The sequence below is a fragment of the Psychroflexus maritimus genome (assembly GCF_011089875.1).
GTDB classification, from domain to species: domain Bacteria; phylum Bacteroidota; class Bacteroidia; order Flavobacteriales; family Flavobacteriaceae; genus Psychroflexus; species Psychroflexus maritimus.
Genome location: NZ_JAANAS010000060.1, coordinates 1 through 7,772 on the forward strand (window position 1 = coordinate 1; position 7,772 = coordinate 7,772).

At 37.8% G+C, this 7,772-nt stretch carries 2 protein-coding genes; both read left to right on the plus strand.

Features of this window, described 5'->3' with window-relative positions:
* Positions 1–1,326: DUF4397 domain-containing protein (locus tag G7034_RS08185; protein WP_166400481.1), on the plus strand; the 1,326-nt coding region annotated here is incomplete at its 5' end.
* A gap of 165 nt (positions 1,327–1,491) precedes the next feature.
* Positions 1,492–7,772: fibronectin type III domain-containing protein (locus tag G7034_RS08190; protein ID WP_166400482.1), on the plus strand; the 6,281-nt coding region annotated here is incomplete at its 3' end.

Below are 7,772 nucleotides of genomic sequence, written 5' to 3' on the forward strand. Positions count from 1 at the left end.
GATTTTAGAACGGCTTCAGAATTCTTATTAGCACCAGCTACTGAAGAAATTACTGTAGATGTAGTTCCAGCTGGACAGGATATAGCTGATAGTGTTCACACAGAAAACTTCACTCTTGCTGAAGATGAGAGTTACATTATTGTAGCTAATGGTTTTGTGAATGATGATTTTGAATTAAGTGTATATGCTGGCGCACAAGAAACCAGTGCAGAAGCTGAAGAAACCGCTGTTTTAGTACACCATGGTTCACCCGATGCTCCTGTTGTAAACGTGGCTAATCAAGCTACAGGCGATGACCTAGTTACTGGAATAGCTTTTACAGAATTCCAAGGCTACTTAGATTTACCTGAAAGTGATTACATTCTAGATATTACAGATACCAATGGAGATGTAGTAGCTTCGTACGAAGCTCCTTTAGCAACCTTAGCATTAGGAGGAAATGCCATTACTGTTGTAGCTAGTGGATTATTAGCTGCCGATGCTGAGGATGTAGATGCCTTTGGACTTTGGGTGGCTTTACCTACTGGAGGTGATTTAGTTCCTTTACCATTAGTAGAAGTGTTGCCAGCTCCAATGGAGCCAGCACCTACCCCTACAGAGGAAGAGGAAAATGTAATTAGCTTATTCAGTAATGCTTATACCGATGAGCCTGTAGATACTTTCTTAACCGTATGGTCTGCAGCAGAATTAGAAGACATTCAAATTCAAGGCGTAGATACTAAATTATACACTAATTTAGACTTTGCAGGCATTGAAACAGTAGCCAATCCAATAGATGCTACTCAGATGGATTTCTTCCATTTAGATGTGTGGTCTCCAAATGCTACAACATTTAGAATTAAGTTAGTAGATTTAGGGGATGGAGTTGTAGAAGGAGAAATTGCTTATGAAATTCCGCAAGAAGAATGGGTAAGTTTAGAGATTGATTTAGCAGATTTTGCAGATGCTGATTTAGTAACAAATCCTGATAATTTATTGACGGTGCGTAACTCTATCCAGCAAATAATTATCTCTGGATTACCTGTAGGAGCAGTTACAGCTTATGTAGATAACATTTACTTCAGTCAAGAGCCAGTATCAACTATTGATTTTGATTCAAGTAACTTTAGCTACTACCCAGTTCCTGTAAAAGCGAATTTAAATATCCAATCTACTAGTACAGTAGAGCAAGTGGAAGTATTTAATACGCTAGGACAACGAGTAATTAGTGTACAACCAAAAACAGAGATGCCTGTAGTAAACATGCAGTCACTTCAAACGGGAGTTTACCTAATGAAAGTACAAATCAATGGAAACCAAGAAACTTTCCAGATTATCAAGGAATAGTAGATAGTTAATTTTATTAAGTTAACAAGGGGCGATTTAACACATCGCCCCTTTTTTTGTTAATGCTCTAATAAGAAAAATACAAGTGTTGAGATTTATGTTTTTCCGCCTTGCATTTCTAGAATTTTTATTCTTACATTTAACGCAAATTTAAAATTAAGAAGTATGAAAAAAATTACGATGTTAGTAATGCTGTTTTTAAGTTTACTAACTTATGGTCAAACTCTTACCGAAACTTATACTGCCGGTGACATTTCTACTGGAGATGATGCCTATGATGAAAATTGTTCAGAGCTTTTAAGCATTACATTGCCTTCAGACAACGATTGGTTAATTACCAGTGTTGATGTGTCTTATGACATGACTGCGCAAAATGGTGGCTGGATGAGTGAACAGCGTTCTCAATTGCATTTAGTGAATTCTAATTCAACAGAAGACGATGTGTTTAGTGGTTCAGGAACTTCCACCGGTACATTTAACTATGACCGAACAGGAGTCACATTTGCAAATGGAATATTTGCTGCAGGAACCCAATTAGACTTTGAGTTAAGAGCATGGAGGACTTATTCTTCTTCAGGAGAAGACGGTTGTACAGATTATAATCAAAAAGTTGATAATGATTCTTGGACCATCACTGTTACTTATGAAGAAGCACCTGATTGTCAGTTTGCTTCGGGTATAACACTTGATGAGATAACCGATACTACCGCAGATTTATCTTGGAATGCTTCACCTTCTGAAACAGAGGGTTATACATATGTAGTTATGAATCAAGGCGATGCTCCAGATGAAGCTACTGCCGTGGTTACAGGAACAACAGCTGTAGGAGAAACTACGGTCAACTTAGTTGGCCTAGAGGGGCAAACTAATTATTCATTTTACATAAAAACAAACTGTGCTAATGATGAAGAAAGCGACTGGACGCCTGTATTTAGTTTCGAAACTGAATGTGGAGCTGTAGGTGATTTTGATACCGACTTTGGCGATGAAGATGCGGGTCTTCTTCCAAATTGTTGGTCGGGGATTACCAATTCAACAGGAAATTTTCCCAGTTTAGAGGTAACTACATTTAGCAGTCCAACTTATGGAGACCAACAAGTACGTTTTCAGAGTTCTGGCGATGTCGATACCGAACATTACTTAATCTCTCCTGTTTTAAATAATTTAACTGATGGCGATAAGCGCGTTAGATTTTCAGCAAGACAAGTAACTGCATCGCATGCCAACGTTATGGAAGTAGGTACCATGTCTGATCCAGAAGACGAAAATACCTTTACTTCAATTCAAACCATCAATTTTGAGGGCAACGAAACAGAAGACTACTTTACCATACTTGAAGGAATTGACACAAACGATGAGCACTTTGTATTTAAAGTGACTTTCTCTAATACTTTTTCTACGGTAGCACTGGACCGTGTTTTTTATGAAGACGCTCCAGACTGCGTTGAGCCAACCAATTTTGAAGCTTCATTTGTAGGAAATGATTCAGTTGATTTAGAATGGTTAGGAAGTAGTACAGCTTTAGTATATGAAGTTGTGTATAGTGATATAGAAGGTTTTGACCCTGATAGCGAGGGAACAAGTGTTTTTGTTGAAGATGGAACAAGTACTACAATTTCAGATTTGTTTGAAAACACCACCTACGAATTTTACGTTAGGTCGGTTTGTGACGAAGACGGAAATAGTGCATGGTCTAACCTTTTAACTGAAACTACCTTATTTCCAGGAGCAGCTTGTGCTACTCCATTAGAAGTAACAGCTTTACCTTATTCAGATTCTGATAATGTTGAAAACTTCGGAAACTTTTTAAGTAGTGAAGATCGACCAGATTTAGATGGTGCTCAGGTTTCAAATGGATCAGGTAGTGCAAGCTACCTTAATGGCCCAGATGTAGTTTATGCATTTACTCCTACTGAAGACGGTGTTTATAACTTCGACTTAACAACCGATGTAGATGATTGGACTAGCCTATGGTTATTTGAAGGATGTCCATTTACTTCTGTGGTAGGTTATCATGTAACTACAAGCGGACTTACACGAAGCTTACCAGAGGTAGCTCTAGAGCAAAACGTAACTTATTATGTAGTAGCATCTGGGTGGACAGTTGGTACAGGGCCAGAGTCCTACAACTATACCTTAGATATTACACAAGAAGAATGTCCTTCGCCTTATTTTATTGAATTGACAGACACAACTACAACCACAGCTGACATTGAGTGGGGAGAAATTTCTACTGCCGATAACTATAACTGGGTGGTGGTTGCACTTGGTGATGATGTAGAGGATGAAAATAATCATGTGGCTTCAGGTTCAGAAACTACCAACTCGGTTAATCTCTCAGGATTAGATCAGGGTACGCGATATGAATTTTATATAAGCACTGAATGTGGTGAAACTGAAACCGATTTTGCAGAAGCATTTGAATTTGCTACGGAATGTGCTTTAATTGGTGATTTTGAAACCGATTTTGGTAATGAAGAAACTGGTTTAGTTCCTATATGTTGGAACGGAATTACTAATTCAACTGGTAGTTTACCTTACTTAGAAGTAACCACCTTCTCTTCACCAACTATAGGAGAGAAACAAGTGCGTTTCGCAAGTTCGGGAGATGAAGATACAGAGCATTTCTTAGTTTCACCAGAATTAAACAATTTAGTTGATGGTGAAAAGCGCTTAAGGTTTAATGCTAGACAGCTTACTGCTACTCACGCAAATACAATGGAAGTGGGTGTAATGAGTGATCCTAACGATGAAACCTCTTTTGTTTCAATTGAAACCATAAATTTTGAGGAAAATTCAATGGAAGAGTTTGAGGTGGAACTTTTAGGGCTAACTACTGAAGCACACTTTGCTTTTAGAGTTACATTTTCACAAACTTTTTCAACAGTACTTCTAGATCAAGTAATTTATGAAGACATTCCTACTTGTTTACGTCCTTCAGATATTGAACTTTTAGCTACTACAACCGATGGAGCTGATTTTTCTTGGAATGAAATAGACAATGCCGAAGCCTACAACTGGATTATTGTTGAAGCGGGTACAGATGCTGAGCTAGAAGAAAACCACGTGGTTACAGGCACTTCTGCTACCTCAACAGCAAACGTTACTGGTTTAAACGCAGGTACATTTTACGATTTCTACGTAGTTACAGATTGTGGCGAAACAGACGGGGAAAGTATGCTCTCTAACCCAGTTAATTTTAATACTGAATGTGATACTTTCGGTAATTTTGAAAATGACTTTGGTAGTGAAACTCTAGATGAACTACCTTTATGTTGGTCTGGAATTACTAATTCGGCAGGAACACCGCAATTTAATGTTAGCACCTCTGGCTCACCAGAATTTGGAGGACAACAAATGTTAATTCAAAGTTCTAATGATGCCGATACAGAACATTTCTTAGTTTCACCAGAGCTTAATAATTTTACAGATGTTGATAAGCGATTGAGGTTTAATGCAAGACAGCTATCATCATTTGGCTCTAATGTTATTGAAGTTGGAACCATGACAGACCCAACTGATGAAGCAACCTTTACTAGTCTTGAATCAATTACCCTTTCAGATAATGACGCAGAAGAATTTGAATATATATTTGAAGAAGGTATTGAAGATGACTACTTTGCGTTTAAGTTTACGTTTTCAGGTACTTTCCAGGTAGTTTACATTGACCAAGTAATTTACGATGATGCACCAGAATGTTTAAGCGTTGAAGACCTAGTTGTAGATGGTCTTTCTGAAACTACAGCTGATTTCTCTTGGGAAGGTAATGATACCGCAACCGATTACAATTGGTTTGTCTTTGAAGAAGACGCTGATGTAGAAGAAGATGATGCCTTGTTTGAAGGAACTACAGCAGAAACAAATGCCACTGTTGAAGGACTTACGGGAGAAACGAGTTACATCTTAGTAGTTCAAACTGCTTGTGATCAAGAATTAAGTGAACTAGAACAAGTAGAATTTTTTACAGGATACTGTACTCCTTCTTCGTCAAATACATCTGACTATATAGAAGAGTTTTCTACTTCAGGAGCAGTAACTAATGTATCTGTTGTGAAAGATGAAATTTCGCCAGATGGTTACCAAGATTTATCAGAAACCGATATCGTTACTTCTTTCCCAGGAGGAGAGTTTGATATTTCGAATACTTTTAATTATACATCGAACAATGTAGGAATTTGGATTGATTTTAATAATAACTTACAGTTTGAAGAAGATGAATTAGTTTTCTTTGAATCAGCTTCTTCAAATACTAAAACAGGAACGATTAGTATTCCTTCTGAAATTGAAGAAGGTAGTTATAGAATGAGGCTAAGAGCAAGATTTGGTACATTTACAGATGTTACTCCTTGTGGTTCTCAAACTTTTGCTGATGCTATAGACTTCACACTTGAAGTTCAATCTGCACCCGATTGTCCTCAACCATCAGAGCTTACTCTTGGTGAAGTAGGTGCTTCAACTGTTGGATTTAGTTGGGCAGGAAGTGAAGCTAACCTAGACTATACCTGGTATGTTTATGAAGCTGGAGCAGACCCTGAAACTGCTACTGCAGTTGATACGGGTACTACTAGTGAAACAAATGCAATTTCAAATGATTTCTTAACTGAAGACGTTTCTTCTTATGATATTTATGTTGAAGCAAATTGTGCAGATGATGAGGTTAGTTCATTAACAGGCCCTATTAATTTTGAAGTAGCTGCTTGTGAAGTAGAAGAACAATGTGTTTACACCTTTGAGTTAGAAGATGATTTTGGTGATGGATGGAATGGAAACTCAATGGACGTTTTACTTGACGGAGAAGTTGTAGCTACAATTGGTTTAGACTTTACAAGTGGTTCTTCATTTACTGAAGAAGTTACTTTGTGTCAAGATCAAGAATTTGAATTATATTGGAATGCTGGAGGTGGTTTTCCTACTGAAGTTGGAGTTGAGATTATTGACCCTGATGGTGATTCAATTTATTCGAAGGCTCCAGGAGTTGGATCACAAGATTCTTCTTTATTCACAGGAACGGCTTGTCCATCAGACCCAGTTTTTGCCAATGTACAAATCATACACAACTCACCAGATGCAGCAGCGTCTTCGGTAGATGTTTATTTAAACGGTGATTTATTACCTGATTTAACAGGTGTTGATTTTAGAACGGCTTCAGAATTCTTATTAGCACCAGCTACTGAAGAAATTACTGTAGATGTAGTTCCAGCTGGACAGGATATAGCTGATAGTGTTCACACAGAAAACTTCACTCTTGCTGAAGATGAGAGTTACATTATTGTAGCTAATGGTTTTGTGAATGATGATTTTGAATTAAGTGTATATGCTGGCGCACAAGAAACCAGTGCAGAAGCTGAAGAAACCGCTGTTTTAGTACACCATGGTTCACCCGATGCTCCTGTTGTAAACGTGGCTAATCAAGCTACAGGCGATGACCTAGTTACTGGAATAGCTTTTACAGAATTCCAAGGCTACTTAGATTTACCTGAAAGTGATTACATTCTAGATATTACAGATACCAATGGAGATGTAGTAGCTTCGTACGAAGCTCCTTTAGCAACCTTAGCATTAGGAGGAAATGCCATTACTGTTGTAGCTAGTGGATTATTAGCTGCCGATGCTGAGGATGTAGATGCCTTTGGACTTTGGGTGGCTTTACCTACTGGAGGTGATTTAGTTCCTTTACCATTAGTAGAAGTGTTGCCAGCTCCAATGGAGCCAGCACCTACCCCTACAGAGGAAGAGGAAAATGTAATTAGCTTATTCAGTAATGCTTATACCGATGAGCCTGTAGATACTTTCTTAACCGTATGGTCTGCAGCAGAATTAGAAGACATTCAAATTCAAGGCGTAGATACTAAATTATACACTAATTTAGACTTTGCAGGCATTGAAACAGTAGCCAATCCAATAGATGCTACTCAGATGGATTTCTTCCATTTAGATGTGTGGTCTCCAAATGCTACAACATTTAGAATTAAGTTAGTAGATTTAGGGGATGGAGTTGTAGAAGGAGAAATTGCTTATGAAATTCCGCAAGAAGAATGGGTAAGTTTAGAGATTGATTTAGCAGATTTTGCAGATGCTGATTTAGTAACAAATCCTGATAATTTATTGACGGTGCGTAACTCTATCCAGCAAATAATTATCTCTGGATTACCTGTAGGAGCAGTTACAGCTTATGTAGATAACATTTACTTCAGTCAAGAGCCAGTATCAACTATTGATTTTGATTCAAGTAACTTTAGCTACTACCCAGTTCCTGTAAAAGCGAATTTAAATATCCAATCTACTAGTACAGTAGAGCAAGTGGAAGTATTTAATACGCTAGGACAACGAGTAATTAGTGTACAACCAAAAACAGAGATGCCTGTAGTAAACATGCAGTCACTTCAAACGGGAGTTTACCTAATGAAAGTACAAATCAATGGAAACCAAGAAACTTTCCAGATTAT